Source organism: Micromonospora sp. WMMC250 (assembly GCF_027460215.1).
GTDB lineage: Bacteria > Actinomycetota > Actinomycetes > Mycobacteriales > Micromonosporaceae > Micromonospora > Micromonospora taraxaci.
The window spans coordinates 932,533-949,409 of record NZ_JAPZBJ010000002.1 but is presented as its reverse complement, the minus strand read 5'-3'; the positions used below and the strand labels follow the sequence as shown (position 1 = coordinate 949,409).

The 16,877-nt window shown below is 71.8% G+C and carries 18 protein-coding genes and 2 pseudogenes; 6 read left to right on the top strand and 14 right to left on the bottom strand.

Translation table 11 applies throughout. From position 1 onward, the window contains the following. Window positions 1-19 precede the first annotated feature (19 nt). Window positions 20-1,045, bottom strand: coding sequence for a TerC/Alx family metal homeostasis membrane protein (locus O3438_RS03760; protein WP_269678595.1), 1,026 nt, complete (start codon window positions 1,043-1,045; stop codon window positions 20-22). Window positions 1,046-1,264: 219 nt separating this feature from the next. Beyond that, entirely contained in the window at window positions 1,265-1,675 is a 411-nt protein-coding gene (locus tag O3438_RS03755) for a DUF2267 domain-containing protein (protein WP_269678594.1), read from the bottom strand. Between the two features lie 155 nt (window positions 1,676-1,830). On the opposite strand from O3438_RS03755, the gene O3438_RS03750 reads away from it, so the two are divergent. After that, window positions 1,831-2,103 carry a DUF2795 domain-containing protein gene (locus O3438_RS03750; protein WP_269678593.1) on the top strand — a complete coding sequence of 91 codons (273 nt, stop codon included), beginning with the start codon at window positions 1,831-1,833 and terminating at the stop codon, window positions 2,101-2,103. A gap of 42 nt (window positions 2,104-2,145) precedes the next feature. Then, a complete protein-coding gene (locus O3438_RS03745; protein ID WP_269678592.1) occupies window positions 2,146-2,811 on the top strand; it encodes a DUF1345 domain-containing protein in 666 nt (221 codons plus the stop codon). Window positions 2,812-3,134: 323 nt separating this feature from the next. Here the strand turns inward: O3438_RS03745 and O3438_RS03740 are convergent, their stop codons facing one another. From O3438_RS03740 to O3438_RS03720, 5 genes are all read right to left on the bottom strand, one after another. Then, on the bottom strand, window positions 3,135-3,803 hold the full coding sequence (locus O3438_RS03740; RefSeq protein WP_269678591.1) for a hypothetical protein: 669 nt from the start codon (window positions 3,801-3,803) through the stop codon (window positions 3,135-3,137). A gap of 292 nt (window positions 3,804-4,095) precedes the next feature. Then, a complete protein-coding gene (locus tag O3438_RS03735) occupies window positions 4,096-5,070 on the bottom strand; it encodes a pirin family protein (protein WP_269678590.1) in 975 nt (324 codons plus the stop codon). A 187-nt stretch (window positions 5,071-5,257) separates the two neighbouring features. After that, window positions 5,258-6,241 (bottom strand): hypothetical protein, encoded by a 984-nt coding sequence (locus tag O3438_RS03730; RefSeq protein WP_269678589.1) that lies wholly within the window; start codon window positions 6,239-6,241, stop codon window positions 5,258-5,260. A 390-nt stretch (window positions 6,242-6,631) separates the two neighbouring features. Continuing rightward, window positions 6,632-7,195 carry a hypothetical protein gene (locus O3438_RS03725; protein WP_269678588.1) on the bottom strand — a complete coding sequence of 188 codons (564 nt, stop codon included), beginning with the start codon at window positions 7,193-7,195 and terminating at the stop codon, window positions 6,632-6,634. A gap of 769 nt (window positions 7,196-7,964) precedes the next feature. Next, on the bottom strand, window positions 7,965-8,276 hold the full coding sequence (locus O3438_RS03720) for a MazG-like family protein (protein ID WP_269678587.1): 312 nt from the start codon (window positions 8,274-8,276) through the stop codon (window positions 7,965-7,967). 342 nt (window positions 8,277-8,618) lie between these two features. Here O3438_RS03720 and O3438_RS03715 point away from each other — a divergent pair, with 342 nt between their 5' ends. Then, window positions 8,619-9,989 carry a hypothetical protein gene (locus O3438_RS03715; protein ID WP_269678586.1) on the top strand — a complete coding sequence of 457 codons (1,371 nt, stop codon included), beginning with the start codon at window positions 8,619-8,621 and terminating at the stop codon, window positions 9,987-9,989. A gap of 56 nt (window positions 9,990-10,045) precedes the next feature. On the opposite strand, the pseudogene O3438_RS34295 reads toward O3438_RS03715, so the two are convergent. The 4 genes and pseudogenes from O3438_RS34295 to O3438_RS03700 form a co-directional block, all read right to left on the bottom strand. Continuing rightward, window positions 10,046-10,486, bottom strand: a pseudogene (locus O3438_RS34295) (hypothetical protein); the annotation flags it as partial. A gap of 80 nt (window positions 10,487-10,566) precedes the next feature. Then, window positions 10,567-10,759 (bottom strand): annotated as a pseudogene (locus tag O3438_RS34290) (hypothetical protein); the annotation flags it as partial. Window positions 10,760-11,189: 430 nt separating this feature from the next. Next, on the bottom strand, window positions 11,190-11,480 hold the full coding sequence (locus O3438_RS03705; protein WP_332367444.1) for a DUF3626 domain-containing protein: 291 nt from the start codon (window positions 11,478-11,480) through the stop codon (window positions 11,190-11,192). Beyond that, window positions 11,449-11,919, bottom strand: a complete 471-nt coding sequence (locus O3438_RS03700) for a VOC family protein (RefSeq protein WP_269678584.1) — start codon at window positions 11,917-11,919, stop codon at window positions 11,449-11,451. Before O3438_RS03700 ends, O3438_RS03705 begins: the two co-directional genes overlap by 32 nt. A gap of 48 nt (window positions 11,920-11,967) precedes the next feature. Here O3438_RS03700 and tsaA point away from each other — a divergent pair, with 48 nt between their 5' ends. After that, window positions 11,968-12,396 carry a tRNA (N6-threonylcarbamoyladenosine(37)-N6)-methyltransferase TrmO gene (gene tsaA / locus O3438_RS03695; protein ID WP_269678583.1) on the top strand — a complete coding sequence of 143 codons (429 nt, stop codon included), beginning with the start codon at window positions 11,968-11,970 and terminating at the stop codon, window positions 12,394-12,396. Window positions 12,397-12,417: 21 nt separating this feature from the next. Here the strand turns inward: tsaA and O3438_RS03690 are convergent, their stop codons facing one another. Then, a complete protein-coding gene (locus O3438_RS03690; RefSeq protein ID WP_269678582.1) occupies window positions 12,418-13,047 on the bottom strand; it encodes an MBL fold metallo-hydrolase in 630 nt (209 codons plus the stop codon). Then, window positions 13,047-14,132, bottom strand: coding sequence for an S-(hydroxymethyl)mycothiol dehydrogenase (locus tag O3438_RS03685; protein WP_269678581.1), 1,086 nt, complete (start codon window positions 14,130-14,132; stop codon window positions 13,047-13,049). The genes O3438_RS03690 and O3438_RS03685 overlap by 1 nt, the downstream gene beginning before the upstream one ends. A gap of 186 nt (window positions 14,133-14,318) precedes the next feature. On the opposite strand from O3438_RS03685, the gene O3438_RS03680 reads away from it, so the two are divergent. Both O3438_RS03680 and O3438_RS03675 read left to right on the top strand, forming a co-directional pair. After that, the gene (locus O3438_RS03680) at window positions 14,319-14,741 is read left to right on the top strand and encodes a hypothetical protein (RefSeq protein WP_269678580.1); all 423 of its coding nucleotides are present in this window, start codon (window positions 14,319-14,321) and stop codon (window positions 14,739-14,741) included. Between the two features lie 19 nt (window positions 14,742-14,760). Continuing rightward, window positions 14,761-15,942, top strand: a complete 1,182-nt coding sequence (locus tag O3438_RS03675; protein WP_269678579.1) for a low temperature requirement protein A — start codon at window positions 14,761-14,763, stop codon at window positions 15,940-15,942. Window positions 15,943-15,954: 12 nt separating this feature from the next. Here the strand turns inward: O3438_RS03675 and O3438_RS03670 are convergent, their stop codons facing one another. After that, window positions 15,955-16,869: an SDR family NAD(P)-dependent oxidoreductase gene (locus tag O3438_RS03670; protein WP_269678578.1), complete on the bottom strand. Its 915-nt coding sequence runs from the start codon at window positions 16,867-16,869 to the stop codon at window positions 15,955-15,957. Window positions 16,870-16,877 lie beyond the last annotated feature (8 nt).

Here is a 16,877-nt window from a genome sequence, read left to right as displayed (position 1 = left end):
GTCGCCCGGCGCGGCGCGGTCAGTGCCGCTCGGCGACGACCTTGCGGTCCTCGGGGAGGTCGCCGCCCCGGGTGGCGCGCAGGCTGGTCACGGTGACCACCACCAGCACACCGATGATCACGCCGAGCGAGGCCAGGGTGGGGATCTGCGGCACGCCGTCCCAGATGCCGTGCGCCCAGTGCAGACCCAGCTTGAGACCGATGAACGCCAGGATGATGGCCAGACCGTAGCTGAGGTGCACCAGCCGGCTCAGCGCCGCGTGCAGGACGAAGTAGAGCGCCCGCAGGCCGAGCAGGGCGAACGCGTTGGTGGCGAACACCAGGTACGGGTCCTCGGTGATGCCGTAGACCGCCGGCACCGAGTCGACAGCGAACACGATGTCGGTGGCCAGCACCGCGACCACCACCAGGGCGAAGGGGGTCAGTGCCCGCTTCGCGCCCTGCCGGACGGTCATCCTGGTGCCGTGGTAGTCGTCGACCACCGGCATGATCTTGCGCAGCAGCCTCACCGAGCGCATCTTGTTGATGTCGACTTCCTGCTGGTGCCCGGACATGGCGTCACGCAGCAGCTTCACCGCCGTGGCGATGAGGATGATCGCGAAGAGCAGGAAGGCGAAGTCGAGGGTCTGCAACGCGGCCGCGCCGAGGGCGATGAAGACGGCCCGCAGCACCAACGCGCCGGCGATGCCGTAGAGCAGCACCCGCTGGGCCAGCACCGCCGGCACCGCGAACGCGGCCAGCAGCAGCATGAAGACGAAGAGGTTGTCGACCGAGAGCGACTTCTCCACCAGGTAACCGGTGAGGTACTCCACGCCCTGCTGGGAGCCGTAGCGGGACCAGATCCAGGCGCCGAACGCCAGCGGCAGGGCGATGTAGAACGCCGACCAGCCGATGGCCTCCCGCATGGACACCTCGTGCGGGCGTCGGGTGACCAGGAAGTCCAGCACCAGTAGCAGGACCACGCCGAGGAACGTGACCGCCCACAGCGTGGGCGTGCCGACCGACGACAGGTCACTGGCGGCGGACAGGTACGACACTTCGCTCATTGGGGTCTCCTCGAACACCGTCATGTTCGAGGTCTCCTTCACCCATCACCGTGATGGGCAACCACCCGAGGCGCGCCGGGCGCGCCGTACTGACCGGAATGGTTCGTGGGAAGTACTCCCCTCGCACGACAAGGTTAGGCCAGGCCGAATCGCCACGCCAAGCGGGACATCGATGGTTGCCCTGGTAAACAGCTGTGTGCAGCCGGGAAGGCCGCACCGTCAGGCGCGACGGAGCGTCACGCCCGGCGCCAGCGCCTGCTCGACCAGACCCCGGTAGTCACGCGGCAACTGGGTCACCACGTCGTCGAACTCCCCACCGGTGATCGCCTCGCGCAGGGTGGCGAAGACCGCCCGGACGGCGTCGGCGGCCGCGGATTCCTCCACACCGGCACGTAACGCCACCCGGGCGACGAACTCGGCCGCACCGAACCGGTCGGCCTGCTCGGTGCTCGGGCTCGGCTTGAGCACCAGCTGCAACGGCTGCGGCAGTTGGACGGCCAGGTCCAGGACCTCACCGCCGGTCAACCGCTCGGCGAACGTCTCCAACACCGCCCGGGTCAGCTCCACCGCCCGCTCGGACGACGTCGCGGTGCGCTGGGAAACCTGGTCGATGAAGGTGTCGTAGTTCATCGCGTACTCCCTCTGGGCTCGCGTGGGCGTCTGCGACTACCCGCGGCGGCCCAGCGGAAACGGCGGGGTTTCCTCCGCCCGGCGGGCGTGACCGGCCGGCGGGCGGGTAACCGCCGCCGGTCGTCACCACACCGATGCCCGAGGGAGCCCCTGCCATGGCGAGCTACGCCGAGGTCCTGCAGTACCTGTCGAGCCTGGACTACCCGGCCGAGAAGGCCGACGTGGTCCGTGAGGCCGAGCGGGAGGGCGCCCCGCCGGACGTGCTGAAGGCGCTACGCGCGCTGCCGCCGGTGGACTACGCCAACGGCACCGAGGTCGCCCGGTCGGCCGGCATCGAGGCGGCACCCGAGGTGGGCTCCGCCCAGCGGGCCGAGCAGGCCCGGGACAAGAAGCACAACCGGGTCTCGCAGCACCTGCGCGGCATCTGACCCCGCGGTGACGTCGACCGCCCGGACCCGGACTCGTCACCGGTGACCCACACCAGCCCGTCCCGGCCCGTGGAGGTGCGTTTCCCCGCCGCACGGCAGCTCGCCGTGGTGGCGGTGGTCGGCGTCGTCGCCGGCGGCCTCTTCGCGCTGCTGCTGCCACCGGCCCTCGCCGCGCTCGCCGGGTGGGATGTGGGCGCCCTGAGCTGGCTCGTGCTGGTGTGGCTCAAACTCTGGCCGATGGACGCCGAACGGACCGCCCAGTTGGCCGTGCACGAGGACCCGAACCGGGCGGTCCGCGACGCGCTCCTGCTGGTCGCCTGCCTGGCCAGCCTGCTGGCCGTGGGGTTGGTCGTGGCCAGCGCCCAGAGCGCGCCCCCCGGCCTGACCCGCGAGGTGCACAGCGGGCTGGGCGTGCTGAGCGTGGTGCTCTCCTGGTTCGTGGTGCACACCGTGTTCGCCGCCCGGTACGCCCGGATCTACTACACCGGCCCGGACGGCGGGGTGAACTTCAACCAGCCCGAGCCGCCCTGCTACGCCGACTTCGCGTACGTCGCGTTCACCATCGGGGCGACGTTCCAGGTGTCCGACACCAACCTGACCAGCAACGAGATGCGTCGTACGGTGCTGCGGCACTCGATGGTGTCGTACCTGTTCGGGGCGTTCATCATCGCCGTGACAGTGAACCTGCTGGCGGGCCTGGCGCGCTGAGTCGCGTTCCTCGCGTTCAGCATCGTTTGCCGCGGTGCGGCCTGCTGAGCGGCGGTGCGGCCTGCTGAGCGGCCATGGCGGCCCCGGGGACGACACGGGGCGAGGGGCGAACGATCGCCGGGACAGGCGGGCGCCCCCTGGTCACGAACCGCGACCTGGGGCGCCACGCAAACCTGCCCAGGCGGTGAACCGCACCCGAACCGGGTGCCGTCACCAGGCGGTGGATGGCCGCTCGAACCGAGCGGTCAGCACTGCCGGGTCCAACCATACGACAGAACATCCTCCGTTCGGTCAGTATTTGGCGAAGTGTGGGCCACGGCACGTCATGATCGGCCGCTCACCTCCGCGTACCGGTGCTCGAGGTCGACCCGCGCCAGCGCCCCCACCAGCCAGGCGAGCTGCTCCGACTCCCCGCTGGCCAGGCCGGCCAGATCGTCCGCCGACCTGCCCAGCCCGAGCCGACGAGCCGCCGCCAACGCACGCCGGTCGGCCACCGGGGCCACCTCCCGCCACAGCGCCTGCGCCTCGCGGAGGAACAGGTCGACGACCTGCCCGTCGACACCGGGAAGCTCGGCGAGGAGCTCCCGCTCCCGAGCCGGATCGTGGTGCGCCAAGGCCCGCAACCGGCGCAGATCGCCCCGGTACCGCTCGACCACTGTGCGAGCCAGGTCGCCCAGCACGGCCGAGAGGGCGTCCACATCGCCTCGCTGACCGCTGGCACGCAAGACCCGCACGCGGTCCTCGTGCAACGAACGGGCCAACCCTGCCGCGCTGTCCCAGCCCTCGTCGCGCAACGCCCGGGCACCGTCCAACGCCCGACGGAAGTCACCCCGACGGGCCAGCAGCACCGCCAGATAGAGCACCTGGAACAGGCTCGCCGGGTTGTTGGTCACCCGAAAGCCGTACTGCTCGGCGAAGCCCCGCCCGGTGCCGGCGAGCCGGCGCGCCAAGCGCTTCCGGTCCGCCATCGGGGTGATCAGAGTGGTCGGCATGCCGGCGACTACCCGCGCGACCGACTGTCACACGCGGGGCGCACGCGGGTGCGGTCACTGGGCTGTCCGCCCGGCCGACCCGTCAGCCCAGCCCGTCCCGTCAGCCCAGCTCCGCCGGCCCGACAGCTCGGCCGGCCCGTCGGCTGTGTAGGCCCGACAGCTCGGCCGGCCCGTCGGCTGTGTAGGCCCGACAGCTCGGCCGGCCCGTCGGCTGTGTAGGCCCGACAGCTCGGCCGGCCCGTCGGCTGTGTAGGCCCGACAGCTCGGCCGGCCCGTTCGCCGCGCAGGCCCGTCAGCCGTGCAGGCCGCCGGTGCGGTCGCGGGCCTTGAGGCGGGTGGTGGGCAGGGCGGGCGCCGGCAGCGGCGGCGCCGCATCATCGGCGACCACACCGAAGCGCGCGTCCCCCGCCATCCAGTCCTCCCGGGCGGCGACGATCTCCTCGTGCGACCGGCCGACGAAGTTCCACCACATCACCAGCGGCTCCTCGAACGGCGTACCGCCCAGCAACAGCAACCGGGCCCCCGACCCTCCCCGCACGGTCAGCTCGCTGCGGCCCGTACCCAGGTAGAGCAACGCCCCCGGCTCGAACCCCACCCCGGCGGCCTCCGCCGAACCGGACATCGCCAGCACGGCGTACTCGAACTCGGGCCGCAACGACAACGTCGTCGGCGCCTCACCGCCCAGCTCCAGCTGCACCCCCACCAACGGGGTGTGCACCACCGCCGGCGACCGCTGCCCGCCGAACTCGCCGACCAGCACCGTGACGTCCACCTCGCCGTCGCGCCAGCGCGGCAGGTCGGCGTGGTGGGCGAAGTCCGCCGCGCCGGCGCGCGCCGAGTCCGGCAACGCCACCCACAGCTGTACGCCGTGCATCACCGGTGGGTGGACGGCCGGCGACCGCTCGGAGTGGGCGATGCCGTTCCCGGAGGTCATCACGTTCAACTGGCCGGGCCGGATCGGCTGCACGTTGCCGAGGCTGTCCCGGTGCAGGATCTCGCCTTCCAGGAGCCAGGTCACCGTCTGCAAACCGGTGTGCGGGTGCGGTGGCACCTCCATGCCGGGCCGCTGCGCCACATCGTCCGGGCCGAAGTGGTCGACGAAACACCACGCGCCGACCATGCGGCGGGGACGCTGCGGCAACAGCCGCCGCACAGTGGTGTACCGCCCCAACGGCACGTCGTGGCCGGGCAACAGCACACTGCCGGGATCAACGTCGGCCACCCCAGGTGGTCGGGTCTGCGCCAGCATCGACTCGGTACGCTCCACCGCCCGACTGTACGCTCACGCCCACCCACGGCCGCAGCGCTTCGGTTCGGCGACTGCTCGGCTCACCGGCCGCGGTCTTCGGCCGTGCCGGCTGCTGGACCGGCTCGCGGTGGTCGTCGGCTGCTCGGGTCTACCGGCTGCTGTCGTCCGCCGCCCGGTTGACCGGCCGCGGTCTACGGCCGCTCGGTTATCGGCCGCCGGCGGACACCGTCACCCGGTTCGCTCCAGCGACCAGGTCCACGTAGAGCCGTTCGGTCACACGGTCCCAACCCGGTGTACCGAGGACAGCACCCGCGCCCACCCCATCCCAGCGGTCGGGGCCCAGCGTGACTGAACCGGCGCCCGCTCCCACGCGAACCCGCACCGGCGTCTCCCCTGCCAGCCGGATGTCGAGCTGACTGGTTCCACCGATGAGTCGTACCGTCAGGATGGTGGCGCCGTCCGGGCTGCCAGCACCGGACGCGCCGCCGGTGCGGTCCCCGGCGACCGGTGGCAGGAGGATCTCGGTGTGGGCCGACCCGCCGACGAGTTCCACGCCCAGCAACCGGCTCCGGGTCAGGTCCAGGACCTGACGGCTCACCCCGCCGACGAGGTGCAGACGCCAGGCGACCCGCTCGTTGAGGAGAACCCGGACGGCCCGAGGGCCACGCCCCCCGGACTTCGCGAGTTCGAGTCGGACGGTCTCCCCCGAGACGGTCGGTCGACCCACCACTGACGAGTCCGCCGGGCTGCTGATCCGGTACAGGTCGCTGCCCAGTTCGGCCACCCGCAGGTCGAACGAGGACACCCCGTCCGCGAGCACGAAGGTGCCTTTCTGCCGACCCGCCAGTGGCGCCGTGAGCAGCCGGTCGTCGGTAGCCGTCCCACCGGGTCGACCATCAGCCGCGTCCGGGTCGGCGACGCCCCCCGCGCGACCAACGCCGTCGGGCCGGGTGCCGTCCGGGCGGGTGCCGTCCGGGCGGGTGCCGTCCGGTCCACCGGCGTGGGTCGTGCCGAGTCGCCCGGGGGCTGCGATGACCACCGCCACCGCGGCCGCACCCAGCAGCAGCACGAAAGCCGCGGCAGCCGCAAGCAGGCGGGATCCTGTGGACCACCGCAGCGGTACGTCGTCACCGGCGGGTTCCGGCGGCGCCTCCGGTTCACGGTTCGTGCCGTACCCCACAGCGGTCATGCCTCTGTCCCTCCGCCGGTCCCCGACCTGAGGTACGTACCCGCCAGCCGATCGGATCACTCCGCGCCACCAGCGCCACCCCACCACGTCGCCGACCGCGAGATCTTGGACAGTTTCCGTTCACGCGACGGAACGACAACTGTCCAAGATCTCGGAGTGCATGTGCCGCCACGGCGCCTGAGTGGCGGTGGCGGTGCTCGGTGGTGGCGGCGGTGCCGTGGCGGTGCGCGGTGCTGTGGCGGCGGCGGTGCCGTGCGCGGCGGTGCGCGGTGCGCGGCGGTGCGGTGGCGGCGGTGCGGTGGCGGCGGTGCGGTGGCGCCCGGCGGCGGATACGCCGCTGGCCGGCACCCCGTTCTGGGGGTGCCGGCCAGCGGTCGGTGCGTGGTGGGGTCAGCTGTTCCAGTGCTGGGCGACCAGGTCGGTGGCCTGCTGCTCCCACTGGGCGTACGCGTCCGGGTAAGCGGAGACCTGCACGGTCTGCGCGGCATCCGTCAGGGGCATGTCCTGCCACCCGTCGACCTGCTTCAGGCCCTTCAGGAACGCGGTGGTCGAGTAGGCCGGGTCGGTGATCTGCTCCGGCGTGCCCCAACCACTGGACGGGCGCTGCTGGAACAGACCCAGCGAGTCATGGTCGTTGGCGTCACCGAGGTGACCCAGGTTCTCCAACTTCGACTCCTGCAGACTCGTCGCGATCGAGATCACCGCGGCCCGCTCCGGCAGACCGGCCTTCTTCGTCGCGGCGATGATCGCCTTCACGTTCGCGGTCTGCTCACCGTTGAGGGTGATGTGCGACTGCTCGCCCTGCGGCTTCGGCGCAGCCTGCGCGGCGGCGGCAACAGGCTTGGCGTCCACGGTCGGAGTGGCGGCGTGGGCGGCGACCGGACCGGCGAACACACCACCGGCGAACGCCAGACCAGCAACAGACAGCACACTCTTACGCATAATCGTGTTCATGGGGGAAGCTCCTTCGGGGGTAAGGACACCCGCCCAGGGGGCGCGGGTGAGAGCACCTCGTCCGGCGCTGCAACAAAAGTCTTGAGGGGATCATCGGCGGCCTGCGAGCAGAGGGTTCGCGGCGCCGGGTCCGTGTGTAACGACCCGGGGGGCGGGGTCATTCCCGGGGGGCGACACCCTGTGAAGCGGGGAACCGGTCGGGCCGGGGTCCAGGTGTAACGACCCGGGGCCGGGGGTCATTCCCGGGGGCGGACCACCGCGCCGACAGGCCGTGGTCCTGCGATCGTCAGGGTGTGCAACGACCCCGACCCGGCCATCATTCCGACCGCCACGTGCCCCCGACCACACACCCATACCACCCAAACGGAACAAACAACCTGTCAAACCCTGACCCCAGGCGCCAAACCGCCCACGTCGCCGGGGCAGACCACCCCAGCCCGCGCATGATCCACACGACTTCGCCGATGTCGCGGTATCCGTGAGGGCTTGATACCGCGACTTCGCCGAAACGGAGTCGATCATCCCCGTTCGGGAGGTTCGGGCGGCATTGCGCTGGCGAGGGTCGAGGTTTGGCGGCCAAACGGCCAAAGGGCCAGACGCCCCAAGCGGCCCAGGCGGGCGCCGCGGCCGAACGAACAGGCTAGCCAAGCAGCCCAAACCGGCCGCACCGCCCAAACCGGCCGAGCGACTAAGGCGGCCGAGCGGCCAAGGCGGCCAAGGCGGCCGAGCGAGCTCAGCGTGGGACGAAGGCGACGGGTGGCGGGCTCGTTCAGGTGGCGAGGCGGGAGCGGACTTTCGCGGCGCAGGCGGCCAGGACTGTCTGGGCGTCCAGCCCCAGGCTCTCGATGGCCACCAACGCGGTGAAGGCGACGTCGGCCAGCTCGGCGGCGACGTCCTCGCGGGTGTGGGTGACGCCCTTGCGCGGGTTCTGCCCGAGCAGGCCGATCCAGGCGGCGGACGCCTCCCCCGCCTCCTCGGTCAGCTTCAGGATGCGGCAGGTCAGTTCGGTCTGCCCGGTGCCGTTCGCGTTGTCCAACCAGCTCCGCGACGCGCGGGCCGCCTCCCAGATCGACTCGTCCACGGCGACAAGTCAACCCGACAGGTCTGCCTGCTCAGGCAGCCGGGTACCGGTGACGGGCACCTCACCGATCAGCATGCCGGCTGACCCGGACGGACGGCGGTCCGCATTCCGCACGCACGGGCGGCCGGGTCGACGCGCGCATGTGCTCACCGCACGCGCAGGCTGACCCGCACTGACGGCGCACGGACGGGCCTGATCAGCCGGACAGTCGGGCTTGACCGGCCGATCAGCGCAGCCATTGACACTGGTCGACGGCGGTCCTAGGTTCAGGGCGCTACCGGCCGGTAGGCAACCGTCCCGCCTGGTCGCCCCCGGGCGACGTCCGTCCGATGGGGAGCATCGATGCTGTCCGCACCCGTTCGTACACTCCGCAGGCTGCTCGCCGCCACCGCGACGCTGACTCTGGCGGTCGGGCTGGCCGGTGCCGCGCCGGCCACCGCCACCGGCCGCGACCCGAGGGGCGGGGAGCCGCTACCCGGGTACACCATCGAGAATCCGCCGTTGACGCCGCTGGTCGTGGGCGGCAAGCCGACGACGGTACGCCAGGGCGTGCACCGCCACGCCGGGTACATCATCGAGGTTCCCGCCCGGTGGAACGGTGACCTGGTGTTGTGGGCGCACGGCTATCGCGGTCAGGGCACGGTGCTCTCGCCGGAGCCGCCGGGCTTCGGGCTGCGCGAGCGACTTCTAAAGCAGGGGTACGCCTGGGCGTCGTCCTCGTACGACAGGAACGGCTTCGACATCCGTTCGGGGGTGCTGGGCACGAAGGATCTCGCCGACCACTTCGGACGGACGGTTCGTCGGCCGCAGCACACGTACGTCGCCGGGGTGTCGATGGGCGGGTACGTCATCGGTCGTTCGCTGGAGCAGTACCGCGGCTTCTACGACGGGGCGCTGCCGATGTGCGGGGTGCTCGGCGACCAGACGTTGCTCGACTTCTACCTGGACTACAACCTGGTCGCGCAGACCCTCGCCGGGGTGCCGGCGTACCCGACGCCGGCCGACTACCTGACGAACGCCGTACCCCGAATCCAGGTGGCGCTCGGTCTGGCCGGGCTGACCCCCACCGGGCCGGACACCACCACGGACCGGGGTAAGCAGTTGCGGGCCATCACGGTGAACCGTTCGGGCGGGCCGCGTCCGGGTGCGGACGCGGCGTTCGCGGTCTGGAAGGACTTCCTCTTCTCGATCAGCGTGCCCACCGGGAGTGGCAACTCCCCCGCCCAGCGGCCCGGTCAGCTCTCCACCAACCTGCTCACCCGGTACGCCCCGAACAGCCCGGTCGACGTCAACGCCACGGTGCGGAGGGTCGCGCCGGAGAACCCGGTGCAGCGGCTCCTGCCGACCCTGACGGAGGTGCCGCGGATCGCCGGTCGGCCCACCGCGCCGGTGCTCAGCCTGCACGGCCTCGGTGACCTGTTCGTGCCGTTCAGCATGGAGCAGGCGTATGCCACGGACGTGGCGCGGCACGGTCGCAGCAAGCTGGTGGTCCAACGGGCCATCCGGGCCACGCAGCACTGCGAGTTCACCCCGGCCGAGGCCGGCGCCGCCTGGGACGACCTGGTGTCCTGGGTACGCACCGGCAACCGCCCGGCCGGCGACACCGTGACCGATCCGGCGGTGGTGGCGCGGCCCGACTACGGCTGCCGGTTCAGCGACCGGGAGGCGTACGCCGCCGGCGTCGGCACCCGCCGCCTCTATCCGGCTTGCTGAGACACGACGACGCCGGCCGGTCCCCGCGTGGGGACCGGCCGGCGTGTGTGTGGGTGTCACCAGAGCTGCTGGACGATGTCCGCCGCCTGCTCCTCCCACTGCGCGTACGCGTACGGGAACGCGGAGACCTGGACGGTCTGCGCGGCGGTGGTCAGCGGCAGGTCCTGCCAGCCGCCCACGTTCTTGAGTGCGCTGAAGAACGCGGTGGCGGAGTACTCCGGGTCGGTGATCTGGTCGGGCGTGCCCCAACCGGACGACGGGCGCTGCTGGAACAGGCCCTGCGAGTCGTGGTCGTTGTACGCGCCCAGGTGGCCGAGGTTGTAGAGCTTCGACTCCTGAAGCGAGGTGGCCACGCCGATCACCGCGCCCCGGTCACCGACGCCGGTCTTCTTGGCGGCGTCGACGATGTGCCGGGCGTTGGCGAGCTGCGCGTCGTCGAGCGGGATGCGCGACTGGGCGCCCTCGATGCCGTGCGGGATCAGCTGGGCTCGGCTGGGCTTGCCGGCCGGCGGCTTGCCGGTGGCGGAGCCGGTGGTCAGGCCCGACTCGACGGGCTGGTCGTCCTGCTGGGCCGAGGTGGCGGCCTTGCCGGTGGCGAGGTCGATGGCGGCGACGGCGCCCTGGTGAGGTCCGGTGGTGACCGGAGCGGCGACTGCGGTCGGCGCGAGGGCCAGGCCGCCGAGGGCAGCCACACCCGCGACGCTCAGCGCGGTCTTGCGGTACGAGTCCTTAGCGATGGCGGGGAGCCATCGAGTGAAGTCGACCTTCACGATGGTTGCCCTTTCGATCGTGCGGAGCGCTCCGGGGTGAACACTCCTCGGGAGATGACCGCGGAAAAGGGTTTGGGCTCCGGCGGTACGGGGGACACAACCCGGTTCACGTGTCGGTCATTCCGGAAATGGCCTCACGTCGGCTGGCTGCGGTCACGGTCACGGCGCAGAACCGGACAGACGCGGCTCGGTGGCCGCATCACCCGACGATGGTGACGCAGAGCGACTTCAGCGGTCGCAGGCAGAATTTCGTCGACAGCCTTTGCTCTGCACCGCAATACGCACCAGTCACCGCTCGTGACGGCGGTGCGGAACGCCTCTGGTGGGCGGAAATGGCTCGTCGGCAGCTCAGCGTCCGTGGTGCCGATCTGGGTGCAGAGCAAAGGAGGAATTCACCGTGGTGGGGAGGCGGGCGGCGGCGGTTTTGTCGCTACCGTGAGTGAATGACGGGCCCAACACTGTGGGTGAGGTTGGCGTGCGACTCGCCGTAGCGGACGAGGACATGCCAGAGCTGCTTGAGGTGCTGGAGGGTTTCCGCGACCGGACCTCGGTCGGTCCACCGGGAATCGCCGGCCCTCGGAAGTCGGCGTCGACCCGGTCGACGGCCGGCGCGAAGCCCGGGTGCCACAGCAGCGGGAAACCGCGCCGTCTGCGCCGGGGTGAGAGCCGCGCCCCGGGAACTGCCGGACTCAGTTGTCGCTGTCACGTCCGGGCTCCGCATCCCGCGTCCCCGCCCGCACGTCCGTCGCGAGCAGCTCCTGGAAGACGGTGATGTGCAGGCCTGCGGGGGCGTCGAGGCGGGAGTTCAGAGAATCCCACGGAGTACGCGTCGGCGGCGCGACCTCACTCGCCCCGGCGGCGACCAGCCGGGAGGTGGTCGCCTCGGCGTCGTCCACCTCGAAGGCCACCCGCATCCGGGGGGCGACCTGCCGTCCCACCTCGACCTCGTCGATCATGCGTTTCTGGGCCGGGTTCGCGAGTTCGAGGGTGGCGCGGCCGGCATCCAGGATCATCACCCGGGCGTCGCCGTCGCTGACGAACTCCGCCTCCTCGGGCAGGCCGAGCGCGTCCCGGAAGAACGCGACGGCGGCCTCGTAGTCTTCGGCCTCCACCACGAGGCGCAGCTGACGGACGACAGGTGCGGGGGGTTCGGTGGCCATGCGCGCGATCCTAACGCCGTAGGCTCGCACCGTCGGGAAGGGAGCGTCATGGCCGGGAAACCGCACGACGAGACGTACCTCCTGCGCCCGGTGGGCCGGGTCGCCTCGCCGCTGACGGACGTGGCGGACGCTCCGCGGCAGGGTGACGAGGGCGCCCCGACCGCCTGGTTGGTCTTCGACGCGCAGGTCGGCCCGGCTGTGCGCGACCTGCGGGAAGGCGCGGAGCTGCTGGTGCTGACCTGGTTGGACCGCGCCCGGCGCGACGTGCTGGTGGTGCACCCGCGCGGCGACCAGAGCCGGCCGGAGACCGGGGTGTTCAGCACCCGGTCCCCGCACCGGCCCAATCCGATCGGACTGCACCGGGTGCGGGTCCTGGGCGTGGACGGGCTGCGCATCGAGGTGGCCGACCTGGAGGCCCTCGACGGCACCCCGATCCTGGACGTCAAGCCGGTGCTGGGGGCGGCCGACGAGCGCTGAGCCGCGCACCCGCACGCGTGCTCAGTGGCCGCGCGCCAACCACTCCTCAAGGTGCGGGGCCTCCGCGCCGATGGTGGTGTCGTCACCGTGGCCCGTGTGCACGACCGTCTCCGCCGGCAGGGTGAGCAGGCGGGTACGGATCGACCTGACGATGGTGTCGAAGTCGCTGTACGAGCGACCGGTCGCACCCGGCCCCCCGGCGAACAGCGTGTCCCCCGTGAAGACCACGCCCAGGTCCGGGGCGTGGAAGCTGCACGCGCCGGGGCTGTGCCCGGGGGTGTGCAGCACCCGCAGCGTCGTGCCGCCCACCTCGATGCTCTGCCCGTCGTGCAGTTCGCCGTGCGGCGGCAGGTGCGGGTGGACCATGTCCCACAACACCCGGTCGGCTGCGTGCAGCAACACCGGCGCGCCGGTGGCCTCGGCCAGCTCGGGCGCCACCCGGACGTGGTCGTCGTGGGCGTGGGTGGCCAGGATCGCGCGGACCTGCCGGTCACCCACCAGGGCGAGGATCGCGGCCACGTCGTGCGGGGCGTCCAGGACGACGCACTCGTTGTCGTCACCGATCACCCAGACGTTGTTGTCCACGTCGAACGTCTGGCCGTCCAACGAGAACGTGCCGGCGGTGACGGCGCGGTCGATGCGGGCCGTCATCAGAACACCACTACCGAGCGCAGCACGTCGCCGTGGTGCATCCGCTCGAACGCGTTCTCGACCTGGTCGAGCGTGATCTCCTCGGTGACGAACGCGTCGAGGTCGAGCCGGCCCTGCAGGTACAGCTCGGTGAGCATGGGGAAGTCCCGGCTGGGCAGACAGTCGCCGTACCAGCTCGACTTGAGGGCGCCGCCGCGTCCGAACACGTCCAGCAGGGGCAGTTCGATCTGCATCTGCGGGGTCGGTACGCCGACCAGCACCACCGTGCCGGCCAGGTCGCGGGCGTAGAACGCCTGCTTCCAGGTCTCCGGTCGACCCACCGCGTCGATCACCACGTCGGCGCCGAAGCCGCCGGTGGCGGCACGGATCGCCTCGACCGGGTCGGTCTCCGAGGCGTTCACGGTGTGGGTGGCGCCGAACTGGCGGGCCCAGTCGAGCTTGCGGCTGTCGGTGTCCACCGCGACGATCGTGGTCGCGCCGGCCAGGACGGCACCGGCGACCGCCGCGTCGCCGACACCGCCGCAGCCGATCACCGCGACCGAGTCGCCCCGGGTGACGTTGCCGGTGTTCATCGCCGCGCCCAGCCCCGCCATCACCCCGCAGCCGAGCAGACCCACGGCAGCCGGTCGGGCGGCCGGGTCCACCTTGGTGCACTGCCCGGCGTGCACCAGGGTCTTCTCGGCGAACGCGCCGATGCCCAGCGCCGGGGCGAGTTCGGTGCCGTCGGTGAGCGTCATCCGCTGCTTCGCGTTGTGGGTGTTGAAGCAGTACCAGGGGCGGCCTCGGCGGCAGGCGCGGCAGTCGCCGCAGACCGCACGCCAGTTGAGGACCACGAAGTCGCCCGGAGCGACGTCGGTGACGCCCTCGCCGACCTGCTCCACGATGCCCGCCGCCTCGTGGCCCAGCAGGAACGGGTAGTCGTCGTTGATGCCACCCTCGCGGTAGTGCAGGTCGGTGTGGCAGACACCGCAGGACTGGATCCGGACGACGGCCTCACCGGGGCCGGGATCGGGCACCACGATGGTGGTGACCTCGACCGGCGCGCCCTTGCTGCGGGAGATGACTCCCCGGACTTGCTGGCTCACTTCGCCTCCTGCTGGTGGTCTGCGGCAGGACCGGACGCCGAGCGGGGGGCGGGGGTGCCACGGGCTCGGCGCTGGGCCCTCGGCGAACCTACCGCGACCACCACGGCCAGCCCAGCCCGCCCGGCGGTTATCGCGGGCGGTCCGGGGTACGCGGGCCGCATTCGACCACGGCCAACGGGAGTGACCATGAAACTCGCACACCTGCCGCTACGGGTCAGCATCGGTGCGTACTTCCTCAACTCGGGTCTGCAGAAACGGAACCTGGAGGGCGCCGCCGCGGAGAGCATGCACGGGATGGCGGTGACGGCCGTGCCGCAACTGGGTCAGTTCGAGCCGGCGCGCTTCGCGAAGCTGCTGGCGTACTCGGAGGTCGCCCTCGGGGCCGCGCTGATCGCGCCGTTCGTCCCGGCGCCCCTGGTCGGGCTGGGTCTGACCGCGTTCGGCGCGGGCCTGGTGCAGCTGTACCTGAAGACGCCGGGGTTGCGGGAACCCGGCAGCATCCGCCCGACCCAGCAGGGTGCGGGGTTGGCCAAGGACGTCTGGCTGGTCGGCGCGGGGCTGACCCTGGTGCTGGAAGGTCTGACCCACGGTCGTCGGCGACGCTCCTGATCCCCGTTGAGGAGCGCAGTTGACCGACTCCCGCCCGGTACGGCCGTTCTACCGGCCGATGCGGCCCCATCGCCGCAACGAGCCGCACCGCGCGGCCACGCCGCTGGAACTCTTCTTCGACCTGTGCTTCGTGGTGGCCGTGGCGCAGGCCGCCGGCAACCTGCACCACGACGTCTCCGACGGTCACGTCGGCCACGGGCTGACCAGCTACCTGATGGTCTTCTTCGCGATCTGGTGGTCGTGGATGAACTTCACCTGGTTCGCCTCGGCGTACGACACCGACGACGACGTCTACCGGATCACCACGCTGGTGCAGATCGCCGGGGCGCTGATCATCGCTTCCGGGGTGACCCGGGCGTTCACCGACGGCGATTTCAGCGTCATCACCTACGGGTACGTGGTGGTGCGGCTGGCCGCTGTCGTGCACTGGACCCGAGCCGCCGTCGGCGACCTCGCGCACCGGGCGGCGGCGCGCCGCTACGCGATCGGCGTGACGGTCGTACAACTCGGGTGGCTGCTGCGTCTGTCGCTGCCCGACGAGTGGGGCCTCGCGTCGTTCGTGCTGCTGGCGCTGGCCGACCTTGCGGTGCCGGCGGTGGCCGAACGCCCCGGCATGACCCCGTGGCACCCGGCGCACATCACCGAGCGGTACGGGCTGTTCACCCTGATCGTGCTCGGTGAGGCGGTGGCTGCCGTCTCGTTGGCGATCCAGGACGGACTCAACGCCGGCGAACACGATCTGTGGTCGCTCGCGGCGGCGGGCGCGGTCATCGTGTTCGCGCTCTGGTGGCTCTACTTCGACCGACCGAACGAGGCGCCGGACCGGATGCCGTACTCCCTCATCTGGGGCTACGGCCACTACCTGGTCTTCGCGGCGATCGCGGCGATCGGGGCCGGGCTGGGCGCGGCGGTGGACGTCGACCGGGACCTCGCGCACATCTCCGAGACCACCGCCGGGTACGCGGTGGGCATCCCCGTCGCGGTCTTCCTGCTCACGATCTGGGTGCTGCACGTACGCCGGCAGCAGCACGGCGTGGTGGTCGTCTCCTTCCCGGTCGTCGCGCTGCTGGCGTTGCTCGCGCCGCTCGGCCCGGCACCGGTGTACGTCCTCGCGGCCCTGCTCGTCGCCCTGGTGACGGTGACCGTGCTGCTGCGGAGCCGGGACGTCGGGCCCAGCGCGACGGTGGCCAAACCGGCCTAGCCGCGTCGACGATCACGCCACGTCGCGGGCCGAATCGACAGCGGCGTCGGCGGCGGGGCGTTGCGCCGGCACACCGGTGGCGGGCGGCGTCGGGCGGACGACGCCCCGGTTCAGGCCGGTGGCCAGGAGCCGGTTGTACGAGGCCGGCAGCGCCCGGGCCAGCAGGTCAGGCAGCTTCGCCGACCAGCCGATCAGCACCCGGCCCCGACGCCGCTCGACGCCCCGCAGGATCACCTCGGCGGCCCGCTCCGGCGCGATGGTGAGCAGCTTCTCGAACTGCGCCCGGCCGGCCGCGTACTCCTCTTGGGAGACGCCGCTGCCGATGCGGGCGTTCTCGGTGATGCGGGTGCGGATCCCGCCCGGGTGCACCGACGTCACCCCGATGCCGTCGTCGACCAGTTCGTGGCGCAGCGCCTCGCTGAGGCCGCGCACGGCGAACTTGCTCGCCGAGTACGCGGCCTGCCCGGCCGGCGCGATCAGCCCGAACAGGCTGGAGATGTTGACCAGGTGCGCGCCGCGGTCCGCCTTCAGGGTGGGCAGCAACGCGTGGGTCAGCTGCGCCACGGCCCGGAAGTTGACGTCGATCACCCAGCTGAACTCGTCGAACGTCACCTGGTCGAACCGGCCCCCGAGGCCGACGCCGGCGTTGTTCACCAGCAGGCGTACGCGCGGGTGCCGCTGGCCGATTTCCGCGGCCACCTGGGCGGTGGCCGTCGCGTCGGCGAGATCCACCACGTACGTGCGCACCTGACGGTCCGGGTGCGCCACGCGGATCGCTGTGACGACGGTGTCCAGCCGCTGCGCGTCGCGGTCCAGCAGCACCAGGTCGCTGCCCCGGCGGGCCAGCGCGTGCGCCAACGCGGCACCGATGCCGCTGGCCGCTCCGGTGACCACGGCCGTGGCCCCGGCGAACTCGAACCTCTGCACGGGGTGCT